14 protein-coding genes and 1 pseudogene are annotated in these 18,488 nt (G+C 66.6%); 6 read left to right on the forward strand and 9 right to left on the reverse strand.

The features are described from left to right. Positions 1-23 precede the first annotated feature (23 nt). Positions 24-1,643: an MFS transporter gene (locus AC5RU7_RS13480; protein ID WP_494052650.1), complete on the reverse strand. Its 1,620-nt coding sequence runs from the start codon at positions 1,641-1,643 to the stop codon at positions 24-26. 609 nt (positions 1,644-2,252) lie between these two features. Between AC5RU7_RS13480 and AC5RU7_RS13485 the strand changes: the two genes are divergently transcribed. Beyond that, entirely contained in the window at positions 2,253-2,507 is a 255-nt protein-coding gene (locus AC5RU7_RS13485; protein WP_494011742.1) for a hypothetical protein, read from the forward strand. A gap of 127 nt (positions 2,508-2,634) precedes the next feature. Here AC5RU7_RS13485 and AC5RU7_RS13490 read toward each other — a convergent pair whose 3' ends face one another. After that, complete coding sequence (locus AC5RU7_RS13490) at positions 2,635-5,214, reverse strand: ATP-dependent DNA ligase (RefSeq protein ID WP_494052651.1); 2,580 nt, start codon at positions 5,212-5,214, stop codon at positions 2,635-2,637. A 40-nt stretch (positions 5,215-5,254) separates the two neighbouring features. On the opposite strand from AC5RU7_RS13490, the gene ku reads away from it, so the two are divergent. Continuing rightward, the gene (gene ku, locus AC5RU7_RS13495; protein WP_494052652.1) at positions 5,255-6,385 is read left to right on the forward strand and encodes a non-homologous end joining protein Ku; all 1,131 of its coding nucleotides are present in this window, start codon (positions 5,255-5,257) and stop codon (positions 6,383-6,385) included. Between the two features lie 117 nt (positions 6,386-6,502). Continuing rightward, entirely contained in the window at positions 6,503-7,345 is an 843-nt protein-coding gene (locus tag AC5RU7_RS13500; RefSeq protein ID WP_494052653.1) for a class I SAM-dependent methyltransferase, read from the forward strand. Between the two features lie 317 nt (positions 7,346-7,662). Here AC5RU7_RS13500 and AC5RU7_RS13505 read toward each other — a convergent pair whose 3' ends face one another. The 5 genes from AC5RU7_RS13505 to AC5RU7_RS13525 form a co-directional block, all read right to left on the reverse strand. Continuing rightward, positions 7,663-7,941: an HPr family phosphocarrier protein gene (locus AC5RU7_RS13505; protein WP_494052654.1), complete on the reverse strand. Its 279-nt coding sequence runs from the start codon at positions 7,939-7,941 to the stop codon at positions 7,663-7,665. 64 nt (positions 7,942-8,005) lie between these two features. Beyond that, positions 8,006-10,075: a PTS fructose transporter subunit IIABC gene (locus tag AC5RU7_RS13510; RefSeq protein ID WP_494052655.1), complete on the reverse strand. Its 2,070-nt coding sequence runs from the start codon at positions 10,073-10,075 to the stop codon at positions 8,006-8,008. A gap of 2 nt (positions 10,076-10,077) precedes the next feature. Further along, entirely contained in the window at positions 10,078-11,070 is a 993-nt protein-coding gene (locus AC5RU7_RS13515; protein WP_494052656.1) for a 1-phosphofructokinase family hexose kinase, read from the reverse strand. Then, positions 11,067-11,873 (reverse strand): DeoR/GlpR family DNA-binding transcription regulator, encoded by an 807-nt coding sequence (locus tag AC5RU7_RS13520; RefSeq protein WP_494052669.1) that lies wholly within the window; start codon positions 11,871-11,873, stop codon positions 11,067-11,069. The genes AC5RU7_RS13515 and AC5RU7_RS13520 overlap by 4 nt, the downstream gene beginning before the upstream one ends. Before the next feature lie 351 nt (positions 11,874-12,224). Then, entirely contained in the window at positions 12,225-12,482 is a 258-nt protein-coding gene (locus AC5RU7_RS13525; RefSeq protein WP_494011735.1) for a DUF6458 family protein, read from the reverse strand. Positions 12,483-12,643: 161 nt separating this feature from the next. On the opposite strand from AC5RU7_RS13525, the gene AC5RU7_RS13530 reads away from it, so the two are divergent. The 3 genes from AC5RU7_RS13530 (at position 12,644) to AC5RU7_RS13540 (ending at position 16,890) form a co-directional block, all read left to right on the forward strand. Then, positions 12,644-13,261, forward strand: a complete 618-nt coding sequence (locus AC5RU7_RS13530) for an alpha/beta hydrolase (RefSeq protein WP_494011734.1) — start codon at positions 12,644-12,646, stop codon at positions 13,259-13,261. Positions 13,262-13,686: 425 nt separating this feature from the next. Next, positions 13,687-14,424, forward strand: coding sequence for an HAD family hydrolase (locus AC5RU7_RS13535; RefSeq protein WP_494052657.1), 738 nt, complete (start codon positions 13,687-13,689; stop codon positions 14,422-14,424). A gap of 120 nt (positions 14,425-14,544) precedes the next feature. Continuing rightward, positions 14,545-16,890 carry a glycoside hydrolase family 65 protein gene (locus AC5RU7_RS13540; RefSeq protein WP_494052658.1) on the forward strand — a complete coding sequence of 782 codons (2,346 nt, stop codon included), beginning with the start codon at positions 14,545-14,547 and terminating at the stop codon, positions 16,888-16,890. A gap of 39 nt (positions 16,891-16,929) precedes the next feature. Here the strand turns inward: AC5RU7_RS13540 and AC5RU7_RS13545 are convergent, their stop codons facing one another. Together AC5RU7_RS13545 and AC5RU7_RS13550 are read right to left on the reverse strand one after the other, a co-directional pair. Next, on the reverse strand, positions 16,930-18,234 hold the full coding sequence (locus tag AC5RU7_RS13545; protein ID WP_494052659.1) for an MFS transporter: 1,305 nt from the start codon (positions 18,232-18,234) through the stop codon (positions 16,930-16,932). 60 nt (positions 18,235-18,294) lie between these two features. Beyond that, positions 18,295-18,488 (reverse strand): annotated as a pseudogene (locus AC5RU7_RS13550) (lipoyl synthase); the annotation flags it as partial.

Genomic DNA, 18,488 nt, shown 5'->3' on the forward strand with positions numbered 1-18,488 from the left:
GAAGCGCGGGCTACAAGAAGGTGCTAAACCCCGGCAGGAACCTTCTGGTCCTGGGAGTTGTCCGGGGAATCCTTGCCGGCGGCAACTGCGTCCTGGATGTCCTGGGTTTCGAACGGCAGCTCGTCCAGGTCGATCAGCGGGTTCTCGTCCTGGGTCGCCACCAGTTCCTTGGCCTCGGCCTGGGTGTCCACGCTGGGCATGGAGCCCGGGAGCGGACGCTGGGCGGATTCCTTCAGGAAGTAGATGGCCACGGCGCCCACCAGCGAGGTGCCCATCAGGTAGTAGGCAGGCATCATGTCGTTGCCGGTGGCGCTGATCAGGGCCGCCACGATGAACGGTGTGGTTCCGCCGAAGATGGCCACGGAGAAGTTGTAGGCGATACCCATGGCGCCGTAACGGCTGGACGTGGGGAACTGCGCAGGCAGGGCCGAGGCCAGGTTGGCCACGTAGAACGTCACCGGGAAGGCGATCAGGGCCAGGCCGGCCAGGGTGGACCAGACTTCACCGATGCCGATGAGCATGAACGCCGGGGCGGCCAGGATGACGGTGCTCAGTGCGCCGATCCATAGCACAGGACGGCGGCCGATCCGGTCGGACAGCTTGCCCGTCAGTGGAATGCAGAGGCTCATGACCACCAGCACCGGGATGGTCAGCAGGGTACCGTGCACCTCGTCGTAGCCCTTGGATTCCGTGAGGTAGGTAGGCATGTAGGAGGTCAAGGCGTAGCCTGCCGTGTTGGCGGCGGCCACCAGGATCATCGCAACGATGATGGAGCGCCAGTAGGCCTTGACGATTCCCACCGGGCCCTTGGCAGCAGCGTCATCGGAGGCGGCAGCGTTCTTGGCGATGTCCTCCTGGGCGTCCAGGGTGGCCTGGAACTGCGGGGACTCCTCGATCTTGCTGCGGAAGTAGACGGCGATCAGGCCCAGCGGACCGGCAACCAGGAACGGGATGCGCCAGCCCCATTCCTCCATGGCGGCCTGTCCCAGCCCCAGTTGCAGGGCGGACACCAGCGCGGCGCCGAGGGCGAAGCCCAGGTAGCTGCCCATGTCCAGGAAGCTCGCGAAGAAACCGCGACGCTTGTCCGGGGCGTACTCGCTGACAAAGGTGGTGGCGCCGGCATACTCGCCGCCGGTGGAGAAACCCTGGACGATCTTGAGCAGTACCAGCAGGCCGGCGGCCCACAGCCCGATCTGCGCGTAGCCGGGAAGCAGGCCGATGGCGAACGTGCTCGCGGCCATCAGCATGAGCGTGGCGGCAAGGATCTTCTGCCGGCCCATCTTGTCGCCCATCCAGCCGAAGATCACGCCGCCCAGGGGACGGGCGATGAACGTGGCAGCGAAGGTTCCGAGCAGGAACAGGGTCTGCGTGGTGGGGTCGGACTCCGGCAGGAAGACAGGCCCCATGGTGGTGATGAGGTAGCCGAAGACGCCTACGTCGTACCATTCCATGGTGTTGCCCACGATGGTTCCGCCGAGTGCCTTTTTGAGCATCGGCTGGTTCACCACGTTGACGTCGGATTCCTTAAGCCGGCGGCGCGGCAGCCGCCGTGGTTTTTTCGCAGCCTTGGGGGCTGCCAGATCTGTTCCGCTGGCGTTCCTGGCGCCTGCTGAAGAGTCGGTCATGCTTCGGTCTGTGGGCATTTGGGCAACTCCTGTGGAGGTCATTTGCTTGCGACTTGTAGCTGCCCCGCTCCGGGCAGGCCTTCAATTTTACGGGAATTCCGTGGCGCACAGCCCCGGAATGCCGTAGTATCGACCACTTTGGGCCTGTTTCAGCGCGCGATTCGGGGTGACGTTTCCCGCCTTTTCCCGCGTCATTGCAGGGAAGACACGCTGGTGTGGCCATGGTTACGAAATCTTTTTCGGCGCAGCCGCCTCTTATGCCCCTTTGGACGGACGCCCGTACCTTAAGTGTGATCGGGGCCATGGCCTGTGCCTGTCGTGAAGGCGGCCATTTCCGCCCTGCCGGCATGCCGCCGTCGGCCTGTCCAAATCCCCGGGCAAAGGGGTTCACAGGCGGCTGCCCGGTGCCTATGGTGGAGCAATGGAAAAACCTTCTTCTTAAGCAGGCGGACCTGTGTGCCCGGACAGCGTCCGGCTGCACCCCGCCGTTCCTTTCAGGCCTGCGCATCGTGAGCCGGGGATGTCCCGGCAGCAGGCCGGCTGCGCAACTCCGCTGGCACGTCCAGCGGTTCCCCGGGGCCCCGGCCGCCGGGCAACACTTCAGTTCACTGCGGAAAGGAAGATCACATGGCTGACAACCGTGAAACCCACATCAAACCCGAGCTGGCAGACCACCTTGCGGCGGCCATGAACACTCCGGACCTGCCCGGACCGGCTATCACTGGCGGGACCGGAATGCCCAGGCAGAACTCGTGGCCGGACGGCAACGGGAAGCGCCGGCACCCGAAGGAGCGCGGCTCCGGACAGGGGAGGATGGGCCACGAAGCAGCGGTGACGGCCGTGCACCGCACAAGCCGGCCGCAGATGCCGCACTCGTCCTAGGCCCGGCCGGTTTCCGCCGGCGCCACACAAAACAACTATCGACACGGAAATTGCCTGGTGATCCCATTATTTGGGGGCGCCAGGCAATTTTCGCGTGGCGGATGAATCTTCGCGTCAGTCGTTCGTCTCAGGTCTCGCGGACCACCTCGGACGGATCCTTGTCCAGCCGCCAGCCGCGCCACCGTGGATGCCGCAGCCGCCCCGGGCCCGTCCACTCGCTGTACGTCACCTCGCCCACCAGTTGCGGCGCCACCCAGTGCGCGTCCGCTGCATCGGGGCGGGGGACGTCGCGAAAGGGTGACGTTTTCCTGGCCAGCCGCTCCACCGTCTGCCGGAGTTCGGCCAGTTCGCGGGTGCTGAAGCCGCTGCCCACCCGGCCCACATACTGCAGCTTGTCGCCGTCGGGGATACCCACCAGGAGCGATCCAACGGTGTCCTGGCGGCCGCCCTTGCCCGGCCGCCAGCCGCCCACCACCACTTCCTGGGTCTGTTCGATCTTGAGCTTGATCCAGGTGCGGGTGCGCTGCCCGCTCACATAGCGGCTGTCCGTCCGCTTGGCCATGACCCCCTCGAGGCCCAGCTCGCGCGCGCTCTCGAGGATGTGGTCGATGCGGTCGTCCAGCACGAGCGAGAGGTCCACGGGGCAGCCGGAGGGGCGGTAAAACTCCTCCAGCCGCTCGCGCCGCTTGCTGAGCGGAAGCCGGCGGAGGTCCGTTCCGCCGTCGGACAGCAGGTCGAAGAGAACCAGCCGGACGGGGATGGCCGTGCGGGCTTTTGCGACGTCAGCAGGCCGGGTGAGTTTCATGCGTCCCTGGAGCAGCCCGAAGTCGGGCCGGCCGTCCCCGCCGACGGCCACAATCTCGCCGTCGGCCACGAAGGGCTGCTCGGGCCAGCAGGAGCGGTCCGTTAGTTCCGGGTAGGTGCGGGTGACGTCGTTGCCGTTGCGGCTGAAGATGCGGACGCGCTGCGCGTCGGCCACGAGGAGGGCCCGCACGCCGTCCCACTTGAGCTCGAACTGCCAGTCGCTGCCCTGCAGGTCTGCCGGGTCACCGGCAGTGGCCATCATGGGGCCGAAATCTTCGGGGGAGGGAGCGGTGTCTGCCTTGGTCGCGGCTTCCGTCGATGCTGCGTCCTTTCGCGCCGCTGAAGGGGCCTTCGGCCCGCCAGCTTTCCCGGCTGGATCCACGGAACTTTCCGCTTGCCCGGCCGCGGGGGCTGCGTACCGCCGTCGTCCGCCTGCCTGCTCCTTGTCCATGAGATGGATCAGCCACTGCCCCTCGGCATCCTTGCCCTGCCCGCGGCCGGTGTGGATCAGCGCAAACTTCTTCGGGCTGCCCAGCCCGCCGCCCTCCGAACCGTGGAGGGTGGCGATGACCTCGCGGCCGTTGATCCACTTGTGCAGCTCATAGGTGCCGGTGTCCCAGATGGTCATCTCACCGGCGCCGTATTCCCCCTTGGGGATGGTGCCGTGGAACGTGAGATAGTCCATCGGGTGGTCCTCGGTCTGCACGGCGAGGTGGTTCTTGCCCCCGGATTCGGGGACGCCCTTGGGGATGGCCCAGGACACCAGGACACCGTCATGCTCCAGGCGGAGGTCGTAGTGCAGCCTGCTGGCGTGGTGCTCCTGGATGACGAACGCGTCGCCACTTCCGGCCGCGCCGCTGAACGGCTCGGGCGTGGCCTTCGGATCACGCATGGACCGGTACTTGGCCAGCCGGGGATTCGCGTCGTGCCCTTCGGAGCCCGCTGCTGACCCGCCCTGTGTTGACCCGCCGTGCGTGTCGACATCCCCCGAATGGGAGTCCGCGGCCTGTCCGGACGCGCTGACGACGACGGCGAACGGGTCCTTCCCGTCTTGCACCCGGCGCAGGACCTCGTGGTAGTCCAGGTGCTTCAACCGGCTGGAGCTGATCTCGCGCCACGTCCGCGGGGCGGCCACCATGGGCGTGGGCCGGCCCCGCAGAGAGTACGGCACGATGGTGGTCTTGGCTGCGTTGTTCTGGCTCCAGTCCACAAGCACCTTCCCCCTCCGGAGCGTCTTCTTCATGTCGCTGACGGCGAGGTCCGGGTGGTCGGCTTCCAGGGCGCGGGCAAGTTCGCGGGCGAAGGCGGAGATCTGGTCCGAACTCTGTGTCCCGTCCAGCGGCGCGTACAGGTGGATGCCCTTGCTGCCGCTGGTGACGGGGACAGGGTCCAGCCCCACGTCCTCCAGGATGGACCGGGCCAGGAGGGCAACCTCACGGCATTCCGGCAGGCCCGCGCCCTCACCCGGGTCAAGGTCCAGGACCAGGCGGTCCGGGTTCAGCTGGTTGCCGTGCGAATCCACGCGCCACTGGGGCACATGGATTTCCAGCGAGTTGATCTGGCCGAACCACGTGAGCGTGGCGGGATCGTTGACCAGCGGGTAGTAGATGGTCCGGTCCTTGTGCGTGATGGCGGCCCGTGGCAGCCAGCCTGGCGCCGAGTCCTCGAGGTTCTTCTGGAAGAACACCTCTCCGGGATGCTCCGCGGTCCCCACTCCGTTGACCCAGCGTTTCCGCGTTGCCGGCCGGTTGGCGGCGGCGGGAATCAGGACATGGGCCACGGCAGCGTAGTACGCCAGGACGTCCGCCTTGGTGGTTCCGGTCTGCGGATAGATGATTTTGTCCAGGTTGGTGAGCGTCAGTTCGCGGCCCGCCACCCGGACACGGTCCTTACCTGCGGGCATGGGTCTTCACCTCCGGCCCGGACTGATGTTGACTGTAGGGATGAGAGCCATCTGGAAGGGTGCCATCGCATTCGGGCTGGTCAACGTGCCCGTCAAGGTCTACAGCGCCACTGAGGATCATGACATCAGTCTGCACCAGGTTCACAATGCCGACGGCGGCAGGATCCGCTACCAGCGGCGGTGCGAGGTGTGCAGCGAGGTGGTCGACTACTCGGACATCGAGAAAGCGTACGAGGAAGACGGCCGGACGGTGATCCTCACCAAGGATGAGCTCAAGGCCATTCCGGCGGAGAACAGCCACGAGATCGACGTGGTGCAGTTCGTCCCGTCCGAGCAGCTTGAACCCATGATGTTCGAGAAGAGCTACTACCTGGAGCCGGACTCCAAGTCGCCCAAGGCGTACGTGCTGCTGCGGCGGGCGCTGGAGGACACGGACCGGGTGGCCATTGTGCAGTTCGCGCTGCGGGAGAAGACGCGGCTGGGGGCGCTGCGCATCAAGGACGACGTCCTGGTGCTGCAGTCCCTGCTGTGGCCGGACGAGGTACGGGAAGCCAACTTTCCCGCCCTGGACGCGTCCATCAAGATCTCCCCCCAGGAACGGGAGATGTCCGCCGCGCTGGTGGAGTCCATGGCGGCGGATTTCGACCCCGAATCCTTCACGGACGATTACCAGGTCCAGCTGCGCACGCTCATCGAAGCCAAGCTTGAGCAGGGTGAGTCGCTGGATACGGAAGCAACCTTCGGGGTGGAAGCGGGCGAAGGCGGCAAGGGCGAAGTCATTGACCTGATGGAGGCGCTGAAGCGGAGCCTGGACAAGAAGCGCGGGGGCGGGGCCGCTGCCCCAGCCGAGGAACCGGACGAGGAAGAAGAGGAAGAGGAGCCGGCCAAGCCTGCCCGCAGGGCTTCCGGATCGCGCGCGTCTTCCGGTGCGAAGACTGCAGAATCCGGAACCACCAAGTCCACCGCAGCCAAATCCACCACGGCGAAGACCACGGCCTCAAAGTCCACGGCGTCCAAACCGGCTGCCACGAAAACGTCCGGCACCAAGGCCGCAGCCTCGAAGACGACGGCCGCCAAGACCGCAGCGACCAAGAGCACAGGCACCAAGACGGCGTCCGAAAAAACCACGGCGTCGAAGCCGGCCACAACCAAAGCCCGCAAACCCGCATAATCCCGCCGATCCCTTTACAGCCAGTGCCCGCACGTCCACAATGGCTGAATCGCAGCCTCCGCTGTGCACACAGCGTGCTGCCACTCATCCCGAACGGAACGGCAGAGGGGCGCGGACATGAACGACCAAACGGAAGCGGCGGAGGCGGACCGGGCGCTCAAACAGAAGCACCGGGCCATGTGGGCGTCAGGGGATTACCCGGCCCTGGCGGATGAGATGCTGCTGGAATTGGGCGCCATCCTGGTGGAAGCCTGCGGAATCACGTCCCGCCACCGGGTTCTGGACGTGGCGGCCGGTTCCGGGAACGCGGCCATTCCGGCGGCGATGATGGGCGCCAAAGTGGTGGCCAGCGACCTCACCCCCGAGCTGTTCGAGGCCGGCCGCCGGGAGGCGGCAAACAGGGGAGTGAGCCTGGACTGGCAGGAGGCGGACGCCGAGGCCCTGCCGTTCGGCGACGCCGAGTTTGATGTGGTGATGTCCTGCCTGGGCACCATGTTCGCGCCAAACCACCAGAAAGCCGCCGACCAACTGGTGCGGGTGTGCAAACCCGGCGGGACCATCGGCCTGCTCAGCTGGACCCCGGAAGGATTCATCGGCCGGATGTTTGCCACCATGAAACCCTTCGCACCGCCGCCCCCGCCCGGTGCGCAGCCCGCGCCGCTGTGGGGGAGCGAGGACCACGTCCGGGAGCTGCTGGGGAACAGCATCACCGACGCCAAGGCCCGCAAGCAGACACTGGCGGTGCGCAGCTTCCACCAGCCCGCCGACTTCGTGCGCTACTTCAAGTCCCACTACGGCCCCACCATCTCGGTCTACAAGTTCATTGGTGAGGACGCGGACAAGGTCAAAGCCCTCGATGCCGCGCTCACGGAACTCGCCGACTCCTTCGGCGACGCCCACGGTGACACCCCCTTCCAGATGGAATGGGAGTACCTCCTGTTCACGGCGAAAAAGGCGTAGTGATGGCCGGCGGCCACTTGCGACCTCGACGCGGACATCCCGGAGAACTACCACACCCTCACCTGGACACCTGAGGCGCAGAACCAGGGGACCTGGCTCACGCTCGCCCAGGACAACAACGCCACGGAAGAGGCGGCCGCGCACGTAAAGGAGATGTGGGACAAGCTGGTGGGCGACGTGAAGGCGATCGCGAACGCGGCTGACTAACGTCCCCGCCAGGCGGGCAGGCGCTTTAAGCCAAGCGGCCGCCGTCGGACTTTCCCCAAAGGAAGGCCCGACGGCGGCCGCCGGCTCAGTGCTCGAAAGCAGCGAGGCTGCTACTCGGCGTCGTGGTCCGTTTCCAGGATCCGGACCAGGCGCTCCAGTGCATCGTCGGCGCCGTCGCCCTCGGCGCGGAGGACTACCTTGTCGCCGTGCGAGGCGCCCAGGCTCATGAGCGAAAGGATGCTTGCCGCGTCCATGGCCTCGTCGGCGGGCTCGCCTTCCTTGGCGATGGTGATGTCAAGGTCGAACTCTCCGGCTGCCTCGGCGAAAATCGCGGCGGGCCGGGCGTGCAGGCCCACGCGGCTGGCGACGGTTGCGGTGCGTTCTGGCATTGTTGCTCCTTTGTCTTGCGGCGTGCTGTGTTGCTGTGCCGGGTTTGGTAGTGGGTGGACCGGATCAGACCGTTGCTGGAACGGTTTCCACCGTAGCAGTGGTCTTGGGGGCTGCCCAGCGCTTCAGCGCGATCACGGCCAGTGCGCTCACGATGGTTCCGGCGATGATCGAGACCAGGAACATCACGAAGCTCTCGATGGCGAAGAACACGAAGAAACCGCCATGCGGTGCCTGCGAGGTGACGCCGAAGGCCATGGTCAGCGCGCCGGTCAGGGCCCCGCCCAGCATGCTGGCCGGAAGGACGCGCAGCGGGTCGGCGGCGGCGAACGGGATGGCGCCTTCGGAGATGAAGGAGGCACCCAGCAGCCAGGCGGCCTTGCCGTTCTCGCGTTCGGCCAGGGAGAAGAGCTTCTTGTCCAAAACGGTGGCCAGGGCCATCGCTAGCGGCGGAACCATGCCGGCGGCCATGACGGTGGCCATGATCTGCCACGGCGCCTGGTTGTCGGCGCTGCCGGCGCCCAATCCGGCGACGGCGAAGGCGTACGCAACCTTGTTCACGGGGCCGCCGAGGTCGAAGCACATCATGAGGCCCAGGATGATTCCCAGGATGACGGCGGAGGCACCGGTCATGCCGGACAGCCAGCCGTTGAGGGCGGTGGTGAGGCCAGCGATGGGGCCGCCGAGCACCAGGAACATCAGGCCGGAAGCCACGATGGAGGCGAGCAGCGGGATGATCACTACGGGCATCAGCCCGCGCAGCCAGCGTGGCACCTGCCAGGTGCCGATCACGTGCGCGATGTAGCCGGCCAGCAAGCCGCCCACGATGCCGCCCAGGAAGCCGGCGCCCATGAAGCCGGCCACTGCGCCGGCGACGAAGCCGGGGGCAATGCCGGGCCGGTCGGCGATGGCGTAGGCGATGTAGCCGGCCAGCGCGGGGACCAGGAAGCCCATGGACAGGGCACCGATCTTGAAGAACACGGCGCCCAGGTAAGCGGCGAGCCCGCCTTCGGGGAGGTTGCCGAAGCTGTTCTCCAGGACCACCGTGTCCGCAACATCGGTGATGTCGTAGCCGCCCAGCAGGAAGCCGAGGGCAATCAGCAAGCCACCACCAGCAACAAACGGAATCATGTAGCTGACGCCGGTGAGCAGGGCCCTCTTCAGCTTCTGGCCGATGTGCTCGCCCTTTTCCTCGGCGTCGCGCTCTGCCTGTTCCTCGGCACCGAAGTGCGGAACCCGGCGTGCGTTCGGGTTGTCAGCCGCGGCGAGAGCCTCCTGCACCATTTTGGCGGGCTCGTCGATGCCGCGCTTCACGGGGGCGTTGATCACGGGCTTGCCGGCAAAACGCTCCTTGCCGCGCACATCCACGTCCACCGCGAAGATCACCGCGTCGGCGGCAGCGATGACTGCCGGGTCCAGCGGCTTGGCGCCGGAGGAACCCTGCGTTTCCACCTGCAGGTCCACGCCGGCTTCCTGTGCAGCCGCCACCAAGGAGTCCGCTGCCATGTAGGTGTGGGCGATGCCGGTGGGGCATGCGGTGACAGCCACGAGCCGCTTGGGGCCCGAGGAACCAGCCGCTGCACTTGTGCCCGTACCTGCAACGGCGGAAGCGCCGGACTGGCCGGAAGTGTTCAGAGTTCCCGGCGTTCCATCTGCCGGTGCTGCGGCAGCGTGGGCGGCGGGCTTGTCCGCGAGGGCGCCGTCCACCAGGTCCACAATTTCCTCACGTGAGGAAGCGTTGCGCAGGGCTGCGGTGAAGTCCTTTTTGATGAGGGAGCGGGCCAGCTTGGAGAGCAGCTTCAGGTGCTCCTGGTCCGCGCCGTCCGGAGCGGCGATGAAGAAGATCAGGTCTGCCGGACCGTCCTTGGCGCCGAAGTCCACCTTCGGGTTGAGGCGCGCCATGGCCAGGGTGGGTTGGGTGACCGCGGCCGAGCGGCAGTGCGGGATGGCAATGCCGCCGGGGATACCGGTTGCGGTCTTCTGTTCGCGGGCGAAGGCATCGGCGAAGAGGCCTTCAACCTCGGTTGCGCGTCCGGCGGCAGCTACTTTGCCTGCCAGGTGCCGGATCACCGACTCGGGAGCGTTGCCCAGGTTCTGGTCGAGCTCGACCAGTTCCGTGGTGATGAGCTGAGTCACTGTCAATCCTTTCGAAGGGCCGTGATGGTTACGGCATCCGGGGTTGTTTGGTGGACTGCCGGAACCGTTGAACCGGGCAGGGAGGCGGCAGCGGCACCGTGGGCCACAGCCTGACGAAGGCAATCGGCTGGGGATGCACCCTGGCCGTGGGCGAGCAGATAGCCGGCCAACGCGGAATCGCCCGCGCCCACCGTGCTGACTGCGGTGACCGGCGGATGCGTGGCCAGCCACGCGCCGTCGGCCGTTACCAGGACAGCTCCCTTGGATCCGAGAGTTGCCAGCACAGCACCCACACCGGCTCGAACGACGGCGGCAGCGGCTGCCGCTGCGGCCACCGGGTCCGCTTCCAGTTCGTCAGCGGTGGCCGGGGCAAAACCGGCCGCGGTGGCCAGCTCTGCCAGTTCTTCGGCGTTGGGCTTGAGGAGGTCCGGCATGCCTGCCGCGCCGCCGGTAAGGGCGGCGGCGAGTGGCTGGCCGGATGAGTCGACGGCGATCAGCGGCGTCCGTTCCGGGGACGCGCCGTCGGCGGATGAACGCAGGCGTTGGGCCGCCGTCGCGTAGAAATCGGCCGGGAAGCCCGGCGGCAGCGAGCCGGCCAGGACCACCCAGCTGGCACCGCGGGACGTCTCCAGCAGCAGCTTGAGCAGGGCCTCCTGCTGGTTTTCATCCAGGGCGGGGCCGGGCTCGTTGATCTTGGTGGTCACGCCGCCGGGCTCGGTGAGGGCAACGTTGGTGCGCAGCGGCTCATCGATGGGCAGCGAGGCGAACGGCACGGCGCTGTCCCGGAGGCCGGCAAGCACGGGATCGCTGTCCGCACCCGGGAGCACGGCCATGGACTCCAGGCCGGAGGCCACCAGGGCGCGGGACACGTTGACGCCCTTGCCCCCCGACTCCTGGCTGACGGATACGGCGCGCTGCACCTCGCCCCGTTCCAGCGGGCCGGGCAGGGCCACGGTGCGGTCCAGGCTGGGGTTCGCGGTGAAGGTGACGATCATGCGATCACCACATCTACGCCGGCTTCTTCCAGTGCGGCTGCCAGTTCAGGTCCGGGTTCACTCTCTGTAATCAAGGTGTCCAGGTCTTTCAGGGAGGCGAACTGGACCAGGGTTTCCGTGTCCAGCTTGGAGGAATCGGCCAGCACCACAATGCGGCGTGCCGAATGGACGAAGGCTGCCTTGACGGCGGCCTCTTCGGGATCGGGAGTGCTGAGGCCAAAGTCCGCGTGGATGCCGTTGGTGCCTAAGAAGGCGATGTCCGGGCGGATTCTTGCCGCGGCGTCCACGGTGGCCTGGCCCACGGCCACCTGGGTGATTCCGCGGACCCGGCCGCCCAGGATTTGCAGTGCTATGCCGGGGACATTGGAGAGCTTGGCGGCGATGGGCACGGCGTGGGTTATGGCCACGAGTTCGGGCCGGAGTTCACCTGATTCGGTTGGATCGACGGCGGAGCGGCGGGAAAGCATGTCCGCCAGGACTTCGGTGGTGGTGCCGCCGTCGAGCAGGACGCTGGCAGTCTTGTTGCGGGGGATGAGGGCAAGCGCGGCCTCGGCGATCCGGATTTTCTGGTCGGGGCGCTGGATGGCGCGGTCGGTGATGCTTTCCTCGGTGGTGCTGAATCGGTCCGCCGCTACGGCGCCGCCGTGCACGCGGCGTACTGTTCCTGCAGTCTCAAGGGTGGCGAGGTCCCGGCGGACGGTTTCGGTGGTGATGCGGAAGCGCTCGGCCAGGTGGGTCACGCTGACCCGGCCGCTGCCGGCAACAAGCTCGGCAATCTTCTGCTGGCGCTCCTCGGCGAACACATACCCTCCGTTGCGTAGGTTGCTGGTGCTGGGGTTAGCGATGCCGCCGCTGCTCGGGGTCTCCGAAACCTGGGTGACTGACATCACATGATGTTGGCTTACTTGACTTTATCTTTGCTTCTGTTGGTTTGTCAATGGAAATCAACACGAAACAAAATGCTGACCCTCGCCTTCAGAGTTTTTGTCCAGATAAGGCGACTTATCCGCCCTCGAAGTCGCTTTATCTGGACAAGAATTCCAACGAGCAAGGCGAAGGCCGGGCCTGACTGCAGTGGTCCGGCCCGGCCTCCCGGTTGTGTAGGGCATCTGGTGCCCCAGGCATGTCCTGCCTTACTTGGTGCTTCGGGTGGGTTAGAGCCCGCCGTCCCGGCTTTCATTGCGCGTGATGCGTTCGCCGGTGTTCGGATCCACCACCGAGCGGGTCTCGCTGATGCGCCGGCTGCGCCCGGGGGAGGCAAGGATGAGGGATGCGATCAGCCCAATGACGCCCACGGCCATCAGGATGTAGCCGATGAGCACCTGGTCGACGGCGGGGATCAGGCCCGGAGCAACCGCCCAGGCGAGGATGGCGCCGAGGGCGATAAGGAAAATGGAGGATCCGATTCTCATGTCTTGCTCCTTCTGGTCGAGGATGGGCGTTGTCTTAGCCCGCGACAGATGCTAAGCATGCTGTCTGTTAATCGCAACGCTACAGCCCTGTGCGGCCCTGATCAACGATGTGGGAGGCCGCTGCGCGTTTCATCTCTGTAACGGCTGGCTAGGCTGGTCCGATGGAAACGGTTGTGTGGTCCAAGCCCGAGGACCAGCGCGCAGGCACTCCCTTGCTGGTGATGATGCACGGCTACGGTACGGACGAGTCCCGCATGGTCCGGCTCTTTGACTACCTCCCCTCCGAGTTCACCTTCGCCGCCCTCCGGGCGCCGATGCCCATCGGCGACCACTACGGCTGGTTCCTGCTGGACTATTTCCTGGTCAACGACTTCGCCGAGGTCATCTCGGCCACCAATGCCGTGCATGGGTGGGTCAATACAGTCAAGGGCCAGCACACGAGCGTCAGCCTGATGGGATACTCGCAGGGCATGGCCATGGCAAGCACGCTGCTGCGGCTGCATCCCCAGGCCTATGCGTCGGTAGTAGGACTCTCCGGCTTCGTCCTGAACAACGAACTGCTGGCCCTCACAGACTCCTTCGACGCCAAGCCGCCCTTTTTTTGGGGCCGCGACAAGGCGGACCTCGTGATCAACGACGACGCCATCGCCTACACCGCCGACTGGCTCGAGAAGAACACCCTCCTGACCAGCAGGACCTACCCCGGCATGGGGCATGCGATGTCAAAAGCGGAAATGGTTGACGTCAGCGCATTCCTCCGCCACTACATCCTCCGCTGAGCGCGGAAACTTAGTATTCCGGTGTGCGATTTCCGTCACATCCAGGCCAGTGTCACCAACTGCAAAAAAACAGTTGCACGCCAAATTTGTAAGCGCTTACACTCATCTACGGCCCCTCATGAGGCTTTGAACTGGGCGGATAAGGAGGCGAGGAACATGGAGGCAACAAACCGCCGCCACGAGCCTGCGCAGTCCCGGTTCGTGTGGGCACCCCATCGCAGCGTGACGCGGCAGATTTCTGTTCCCCAAAGTTGTCCTTCACCGGCAACAGGCACATGATGGAAGACGTATCTGGACCAGCAGGGACCCCGCGCCGCAGCAATTTCCTCCGGCAGCCGCGCCTGTGCTGGTCACCCGGGCACCGAAGCCACCTCCCCCATACTCCGTCTTCACGGCTGCCCGCCGTCTGAAAGGACAAACCGCCGATGACTGCATCGCCTGCCACAGAGACTGCCGCCTGGACCGGCGCTTCCGCCATCCTGTTCGACCTGGACGGCGTGCTGACCCCCACGGCCACCGTGCACGAACAGGCCTGGCAGGAACTGTTTGATGGCTACCTCGCCTCACAACCTGAGGTGGCCGCCTACCGCGAAAGCGACTACTTCGACCACATCGATGGCAAGCCGCGCTTCGACGGCGTCCGCGACTTCCTGGCCTCCCGGGGAATCGTGCTCCCCGAAGGCCCCCTGGATGACGATCCGGCCAACTCCACCGTCCAGGGCCTGGGCAACCGGAAGAACCGCATCTTCAACGATATCGTCAGCACTGGCGTCGAACCGTTCGAGGGCTCGGTGCGGTTCCTCCGGGCCGCGCTTGAACGTGGGCTGAAGGTCGCCGTCGTCTCTTCCTCCCGGAATGCGCCGGCGGTCCTGGAAGCCGCCGGGCTCAGCCACCACTTTCCCGTGGTGGTGGATGGCGTGCTGGCGGCCAAGGAAGGCCTGCCCGGCAAACCCAGCCCCGCCACCTACCAATACGCTGCCCGGCTGCTGGGACTGGCCACCGAGGAATGCGTTGTGGTGGAGGACGCCGTGTCCGGAGTCCAGGCAGGCCAGGCAGGTTCGTTCCACTCGGTCATCGGCGTGGACCGCGGCGCTGGCCGGCAGACCCTCCTCGACGCCGGGGCAACGCTGGTGGTCCAGGACCTGCAGGAATTGGTGCCCTAACCACCGTCAGCAGGGTGGCAGCTGTTTCCCCGCAGCAGCCATCCAGGCACCGCACCCCCTTCGAATAACATTTGCCGGCACGGCCGGCAGCTCAGTAAACGCCAAAAGGACCCCAACACCATGGCACTCATCACCGCGGACCGTGAGCGGTTCCCGAATATCCCTTGGCAGCTCGTCGAGGCGCGCCACGAGCCGGGCGACGCCGGAACCCTGGAGACGCTTTTTGCCCTCGGCAACGGGCACCTTGGAATCCGGGGCGCGCACTGGGCCGCCGCGGACGCCGAGCTGCCGGGCAGTTTCATCAACGGGCTGCACGAGATCTGGGACATCAAGCACGCCGAGAATGCCTTTGGTTTCGCCCGCACGGGCCAGCGCATCCTGTACATCCCTGATGCCAACAACTTCACCGTGGTTGTTGACGGTGAGCCCCTCAGCCTCGCCGAATCCGAGGTTCTTGACTACCGGCGGACCCTCGACTTCGCCACCGGCGTGTACGAGTGCCGGATCACGTGGCAGTGCCGCTCCGGCGCCACCGTGACCACCACGGAACGCCGGGCCCTGGGCTTCGAGTCCCGGGGCAGCCTGGCCATCTCCCTCTCGGTTGCCACGGACCAGGATGTGTCACTGGATGTGACGTCTTCCGTCATCAACCGGCAGGACCAGCCCGTCGAGGACCACTCTGTCCATGATCCGCGCCGTGCGGGCCGGCACGCCGGGCGCGTGCTGCTGCCGCTGCGGCTCGACGGCGGCGACGGCTCGCTCCGGCTCGCCTGGGAAGCCGCGGAGTCCAAGCAACGCGTGGGCATCGCTGTGGACCACTGGACCTCCACCGGCTACCAGCCCTTCGAGACGCTGGTGGACCAGGATGACAGCACTGTCCGGTATGTCCTGGCCGTCAGCCCGGACCAGCCGTTCACCCTGGAGAAGAGCATCAGCTACGCCGCGGGTGCCGCGGTCCTGGACCCCGCCGCAGATGCCGCCGACGTTGCTGAAGCGGGTCTGCGGCCGGTTCAGGACATCTTTGCCGAGAGCGAAGCCCACTACCGCCGCTACTGGGCCACCTCGGACATCGTGGTGGACGGCGGAAACCCGCAGCTGCAGCAGGCCATCCGCTGGAACCTGTTCCAGCTGGCCCAGGCCACCGCACGGGCAGGCGTGGCCGGCATTCCCGCCAAGGGCGTGACCGGTTCCGGCTACGAGGGCCACTACTTCTGGGACCAGGAGGTGTACCTCCTGCCGTACATGACGTACACCAACCCGGAGGGCGCCCGGCAGGTCCTGGAGTTCCGGCACGGGATGCTCCCCGAGGCCCAGATCCGTGCCAAGGAACTGAGCGTGGACGGCGCCCTGTTCCCGTGGCGCACCATCAACGGCCTGGAAGCCAGCGCCTACTACGCCGCCGGCACCGCCCAGTTCCACATCGCAGCCGCCATCGCCTTTGCCACCAACCGTTACCTGTGGGCCACCGGCGATACCGCGTTCCAGGACGGCATGGGAGCCGAGCTGCTGATCGAGACCGCGCGCATGTGGATCTCGCTGGGCTTCTTCGGCAAGGACGGGCTGTTCCACATCCATGGCGTCACCGGACCGGACGAGTACACCGCCGTGGTCAACGACAACCTGTACACCAACGTCATGGCCCGGTTTAATCTGCGTGCCGCGGCGGCCCTGGAGCACGCGGGCATCACCCAGGAGGAGCGCCAGTTGTGGGAGGCGGCCGCCAACCGTATGCAGCTGCCGTTCGACGACCGGATGCAGGTGCACTCCCAGGATGCCGACTTCATGACCCTGGAACCGTGGGACTGGACCACGCCGCGGTCCAAGTACCCGCTGCTGCTGCACTTCCACCCGCTGGTGATCTACCGCCACCAGGTCCTCAAGCAGGCTGACACGGTCCTGGCCATGTTCCTGCAGTGGCAGGACTTCACCGCGGAGGAAAAGCAGCGCGCCTTCGATTTCTACGATCCCATCACCACCGGCGATTCCACCCTGTCCGCCTGCGTTCAGGGCATCATGGCCGCGGAGGTGGGGTATTCCAGGGAGGCACTGGAGCACTTCACCAACGCAGTGTTCATCGACCTGGACGACACCCACGGGAACACCATCGACGGCGTCCACATCGCCTCCACCGGCGGGGTGTGGAGCTCGCTGGTCTGCGGGTTTGCGGGCCTGCGTGACCAGGGCCCCGCGCCGTACTTCGATCCGCGGCTGCCGGCGGAGTGGAACGGGCTGACCTTCCATCTCAAGGTCCGCGGCCGCCTGCTGCTGGTGCAGCTCACAGCCGAATCCATCACCCTCACCGTCCAGGAGGGCGAACCGCTGGAGGTGGACGTCCGCGGGCAGCTGCAGGCCGTCGGCGCCCATCCGGTCCGTGTGGCGCTGGATCCGGTCACCGAGCCGGAGCCCACCGTCTTCCCGAGCGGCCTGCCCACGGCGAGCATCCCGGTGGTGCGGGGCAAGAGCTGACGTCCGACGGCGGGAGGAGACGGCGGCCGGACGCGCGCCTTAGTCTCCTGCCGCCGTCGCGCGTTGCACTTCCGGTGTCCTGTCCAGGGGGTGGGCCAGTTCGTCGGCGGGCATCTTCGCAGCGGCCACGGCGATGACCGCCATGATGGGGCAGACGCCGCCGGCCACCAGGAAGATCAGCCAGATGGGCAGCACCTCCGCGGCCGGACCGGCCAGGGCCATGGACACCGGCATCAGCGCGAGCGAGACGAAGAAATCGAGGCTGGAAACCCGGCCCAGCAGGTGCGGCGGAACCCGCCGCTGGAGCAGCGTTCCCCAGATGACCATGCCCACGCTGCCGGTCACGCCCCACACGAACGTGGCTGCCGCGATCACCCAGAAGTTGTCCATGAGCCCGACGGCGGCCAGCGGCATGCTGCCGAGGCCCCAGGACACCATCATCACCGTGAGGTAGCGCTTCGGCAGCCGGAGTGAGGCGGTGACGAGGGAACCCAGCGCGGCGCCCACGCCCATGATGGCCAGCAGGAAACCGAACATGCTGGAATCGCCGCCCAGCTGGTCCCGCACCACGAACGGCAGCAGCACCTCGATGGGGCCGATCAGGAAGAGTACCGAGATGCACGCCCAGATCAGGGTCCACAGCAGCCACGGGGTGCGGAGGGTGTAGCTGACGCCCTCGCGCAGGTCATGGAAGAAGGACTGTTTCCGCTGCTCCCCGGCGGGCTGTTCACGTCCGCCGGGCTGCGCCGCCAGGGTGTGGCGGGCCAGGAAGTTCAGCACGATGAACGCCAACAGGTGGCACAGGGCCACGCCCGTCACCGCATGCGACGGCGAGAGCGCAGCCACCAGGATGCCCGCCACGGCAGGGCCGACCGCCTGCTGGAGGACCGGGCGCATGGTGCCTTCCATCCCGTTGGCAGCCAGCAGGTCTTCGGCAGGCAGGATGCGCGGCAGGATGGCCGAATAGGCGGGGAAGAAGAAGGCGGCGCCCACGCCCAGGACGAACGCACCCGCCGCGACGTGCCACAGTTGCAGCCAGCCGGCCATCGCCAGTCCGCTGATGGTTGCGATGACTGCCAGGTTGGCGCCCTCGACGGCGATGATCAGCTGGCGCTGCGGGATCCGGTCGGCTGCGATGCCGCCGGCCAGGACGAACGCCACCAGCCCGATGCTTCCAGCGGCCGCCACCAGGGAGAGCTCAAGCGGTCCTCCGCCGAGCTGTATCACTTGGTAGACCATTGCCACGGCCCACATCCCGGACCCGAAGATCGAGATGGCCAGCGCCGCGATCAGTACCCGGTACTCACGGTGGGCAAAGGGGCGCAGGGCTTTGGGGGTGGGCATACGCCCCAGTTTATGCCCGCCCTTGCCTGCCTGGTGCCCCCAACCTGCACCAGGCAGGCGCTATCCCGCGAGGAGGCTGGCGGCTTCCTGGCGGGTGGTGCCGGAGTCCTGGATGCCGTCGGCGATGTGGGCGAGTTCGGCGGGGATGTCGCGGCCCTTTTTGCGCATGGCGGTGGCCCAGAGCCGGCCGGCGCGGTAGGAGGAGCGGACCAGGGGCCCGGACATGACGCCGAGGAAGCCGATTTCTTCGGCTT

The sequence above is a fragment of the Arthrobacter sp. K410C genome (genome assembly GCF_059090105.1).

What these genes read in the sequence shown, in the direction of transcription:
- AC5RU7_RS13480 (WP_494052650.1), bottom strand. Translation starts at nt 1,643, where the DNA reads ATGCCCACAGACCGAAGCATGACCGACTCTTCAGCAGGCGCCAGGAAC.
- AC5RU7_RS13485 (WP_494011742.1), top strand. Translation starts at nt 2,253, where the DNA reads ATGGCTGACAACCGTGAAACCCACATCAAACCCGAGCTGGCAGACCAC.
- AC5RU7_RS13490 (WP_494052651.1), bottom strand. Translation starts at nt 5,214, where the DNA reads ATGCCCGCAGGTAAGGACCGTGTCCGGGTGGCGGGCCGCGAACTGACG.
- ku (WP_494052652.1), top strand. Translation starts at nt 5,255, where the DNA reads ATGAGAGCCATCTGGAAGGGTGCCATCGCATTCGGGCTGGTCAACGTG.
- AC5RU7_RS13500 (WP_494052653.1), top strand. Translation starts at nt 6,503, where the DNA reads ATGAACGACCAAACGGAAGCGGCGGAGGCGGACCGGGCGCTCAAACAG.
- AC5RU7_RS13505 (WP_494052654.1), bottom strand. Translation starts at nt 7,941, where the DNA reads ATGCCAGAACGCACCGCAACCGTCGCCAGCCGCGTGGGCCTGCACGCC.
- AC5RU7_RS13515 (WP_494052656.1), bottom strand. Translation starts at nt 11,070, where the DNA reads ATGATCGTCACCTTCACCGCGAACCCCAGCCTGGACCGCACCGTGGCC.
- AC5RU7_RS13525 (WP_494011735.1), bottom strand. Translation starts at nt 12,482, where the DNA reads ATGAGAATCGGATCCTCCATTTTCCTTATCGCCCTCGGCGCCATCCTC.
- AC5RU7_RS13530 (WP_494011734.1), top strand. Translation starts at nt 12,644, where the DNA reads ATGGAAACGGTTGTGTGGTCCAAGCCCGAGGACCAGCGCGCAGGCACT.
- AC5RU7_RS13535 (WP_494052657.1), top strand. Translation starts at nt 13,687, where the DNA reads ATGACTGCATCGCCTGCCACAGAGACTGCCGCCTGGACCGGCGCTTCC.
- AC5RU7_RS13540 (WP_494052658.1), top strand. Translation starts at nt 14,545, where the DNA reads ATGGCACTCATCACCGCGGACCGTGAGCGGTTCCCGAATATCCCTTGG.
- AC5RU7_RS13545 (WP_494052659.1), bottom strand. Translation starts at nt 18,234, where the DNA reads ATGCCCACCCCCAAAGCCCTGCGCCCCTTTGCCCACCGTGAGTACCGG.